General features: G+C 53.2%; 4 protein-coding genes. All 4 read right to left on the bottom strand.

The window, feature by feature from the left end; genetic code table 11:
* Nucleotides 1-70 precede the first annotated feature (70 nt).
* Entirely contained in the window at nucleotides 71-1000 is a 930-nt protein-coding gene (locus Q0605_RS08760; protein WP_297921068.1) for a DUF5309 family protein, read from the bottom strand.
* An 11-nt stretch (nucleotides 1001-1011) separates the two neighbouring features.
* The gene (locus tag Q0605_RS08755; protein ID WP_298706270.1) at nucleotides 1012-1569 is read right to left on the bottom strand and encodes a hypothetical protein; all 558 of its coding nucleotides are present in this window, start codon (nucleotides 1567-1569) and stop codon (nucleotides 1012-1014) included.
* Nucleotides 1570-1571: 2 nt separating this feature from the next.
* Nucleotides 1572-1871 carry a hypothetical protein gene (locus Q0605_RS08750; protein WP_298706268.1) on the bottom strand — a complete coding sequence of 100 codons (300 nt, stop codon included), beginning with the start codon at nucleotides 1869-1871 and terminating at the stop codon, nucleotides 1572-1574.
* A 72-nt stretch (nucleotides 1872-1943) separates the two neighbouring features.
* Nucleotides 1944-2923, bottom strand: a 980-nt coding sequence (locus tag Q0605_RS08745; protein ID WP_298706265.1) for a hypothetical protein, incomplete at its 5' end; no start/stop codon positions are given.

Genomic DNA, 2923 nt, shown 5'->3' with positions numbered 1-2923 from the left:
CAGTCTTTCTTTGAAATTTGAAAAGGTCATCTCTTCTCCTTATTTGGGGCAGGCTTACCTGCCCCGCGCTTTAGGCTGCTAGGTTTTTCACCCAAGCAAAGGCCACCGGCGTGCAGACTCGAAGCGTGAATTCGGTCAAAATTTCCCTTTTGATCTCGTCGTTCTCGCTCGGAAGCTCTCTTCTTCTCGTGTTTCTCCAGTCCACCTTGTAGATGTCGTCGCTACGAAATGCGATCAGCTCTGTATCCGCAAGCTCGGGGCTTAGCAGGATTTTCACGCTCTCGCCATATTGCGAGTCGATCGCCTGCACCTTGTCATGGAGATATTCCACCGTGTTATTTACCTGCTTGATCTTGTCGATGAGATCCATGATCTTATCGAGCTGCTTATCGTTTACTAGGATAAAATCATACGGGCGGCTTTTCTTGTGCCCTACTTTGAGCACATCCCTAAGCGTTTGCATGCTTAGCGTGGCGTTTTTCGCATCGATCGTGTTTGTTACGGTGGCAAAGCTTTTCAGTCCACCGCACTTTCCCGCGGCCTTTGATGCGCCGGTATTGACGCGAGCAAGCGCCGCCTGATCGCTAAGCAAAATCTTCTCGATCGTCTGCTTGTGGCGGATGCCCGCAAGATCGCCCGCACGAGCGAGCACCATTGAGCCGTCCACTCTTTTGCCGTCCTCCTCGGTGCCGCTGACTCCGTAGGTGTCTTTGACGATTTGATAGTGGTTGCTTAGCTTGCCGCCGATCACGTATTTCAGCGCAGCCGGAGCGCCGCCCTCCATGTGAGCGTTGTTCAGATCGCCGTCGGGCGTCTCGTCATACATCCAAGTATGGCCAAGAGCTGCGTTGGAGCTCCTGTCCCTCGGTGCACCCATTCCGATCGCCGTAAGAAACGGCGTGCTCTTCCATCCGATCTCTTTGATCGTATTCCAAAACTCAACCCCCGACTTGCCGAAAGCTTCCTCGGAGGTAATTAGCCCATCTCTGATAGTTGGCATCTCTTTCTCCTTTAATAAATTTTGCTAAGGTAGGCGAGCTTCTCCTCTTGGCTTATCTCGCCCTTGTTAATTCGGCGCGCCATTTCGCCTCTGTCGATAGCGCTACCGCCCTTGCCGTGGACTACGTCATATTCGTCATCCTGCGGCGCCCCTTTGAAGTATTTGAGATAGACGTTTTCAATCCCCGTAGGGTTGAAATTCTTCTCCAAATACCCCTTGTCCTTTTCATCGAGCTCAAACATCTTGTCGAGGACTTTTTGCATATTGAAGTCTCCGTATTCCTTTTTGAAATCCGTTTCGAGCTCTTTGAGCTGCCTTTCTTGCTCCATCGCGCGGAAGCTTTGATACTCCTCGTCGCTTAGCACCTTGCCTCCGGCGCCCTCTTTCTTGCCGGGCTCCGCGCCCTTGTTCGGCTCGTCCTTTACGGATTTGTCGTCGCGAGGCGCGGCGGATTTTTTAGGTTCGCCCCCCGCATCCTTGGCGGGCTCCCCCTTGCCGTCTGCGACAGCCGCGGCGGCGGGATCTGTTACGCCCTCGTCCAAATCGTCGTCATAGATATCCACATCCATCTCTACTCTCCTTCCTTGCTTGCTTTACCGCCCAAATTTGAAAGATCCTCGTTCGCTTTCGCGTCGTCCTTTTTCCCGTCCTCATCCTTGCCGGACTTTTTCTCATCGGCTCCCATAGAGGCCCACTCTTCGGCGCTAAAAATCTGCGCCTCCAGCCCCGTCTCGTCCTTAGCTCTGACAACTACGTCGCCGATCTTTCCGTCCGAGATCTGCCCCGTGCTCTTGCCGTTTGAAAACACCATCAACCCGTTGGTTGCCATGTGAGTGATCGTGCCCAGCACCTTGAAATCGCTTTTTTTCATAGCTTTCTCCTTTGAAAATTTTTAATGATTCTATTTCTGCGCGTCCTAAATTTTTTAAACTCGATTTTCATCTCAAATCCCGCCGTTTAGCAGCGCCGCGCGATCTAGCTCGTCCTCGCTCGGAGGGTGTTCGTCCCTATCAGGGACGTCCGGCGCCTCGCCGTCCTCGCCCTCTGCCGCGCTTTGCGGCTGCTGCGCCGCTTGTAGCTGGGCTTGCTGGAGCGCTTGCATCTGCGCCATAGCCTCGTCGATCGCCTCGATAGGCGCGTTTTCGCCTAGGATCAGAGTTAAAATTTCTTTGATGATCTCCCCTGAGATAGCCGGGGTTGCCATATTCGCCTGCGCCAAGACCTGCATTAAAGAGTTGAGCTGTCCGATCTTGACTTCGTTTGCTATGGTGGTGCCGAAATTTACGTTCACGTCGAAATCAAGCGGTGCGCTGCGATCGCCTATCTTTTCGATGATCTGCGGATCTTCCGTAATCCGCACAAACTCCTCGTCGCTCGTAAATTTGTATATGAGCCAGACGAAATGTTCGGCGTAGCTTTGCAGCATCGTATCGAGCAGGGTTTGAAGCATGCTCTCTATCCTCGTGCCGGAAGCCGAATTGACCGCCTGAAGCGCGCTCGTAGCTCTGCGATCGCTCGGGCTCGTCTGCCCCGTCATTACGCTGTTTACGCCCGTCGCGATCTCATATTCGTTCTTTAGCATCGCAATCTCTTCGCTTAGCCCATACGTGCCGGGCTCGCTCATTACGGTGATGACGTCCTTAACCGTCCTACCCGGTCCCGGGCTTGTGCGGATAAATTTCTTTCGAGCCGTGATGTCGCTGATCGCTACGCTACCCGCGTCTTTATCGATAGCGTAAGGCGGATCGATCTGATTTTCGGTGATGTCGATCTTTTGGTTTCGCTTGATGTTGTATTCCTCTTGCAGCTCCCAAACGATCTCGGGAATGCACGAGCCGTATATCGCTATCTCATCCTCGCGCTCGTCCTCGTTTATGCTAGGCGTGGTTTCGATACAATATCCGTAGTGAAACGGCAGGCGGG

The sequence above is a fragment of the uncultured Campylobacter sp. genome (assembly GCF_938017705.1).
Taxonomy (GTDB): Bacteria; Campylobacterota; Campylobacteria; order Campylobacterales; family Campylobacteraceae; genus Campylobacter_B.
The sequence above is the reverse complement of the archived record's forward strand: the minus strand, read 5'-3'. Positions and strand labels throughout refer to the sequence as shown.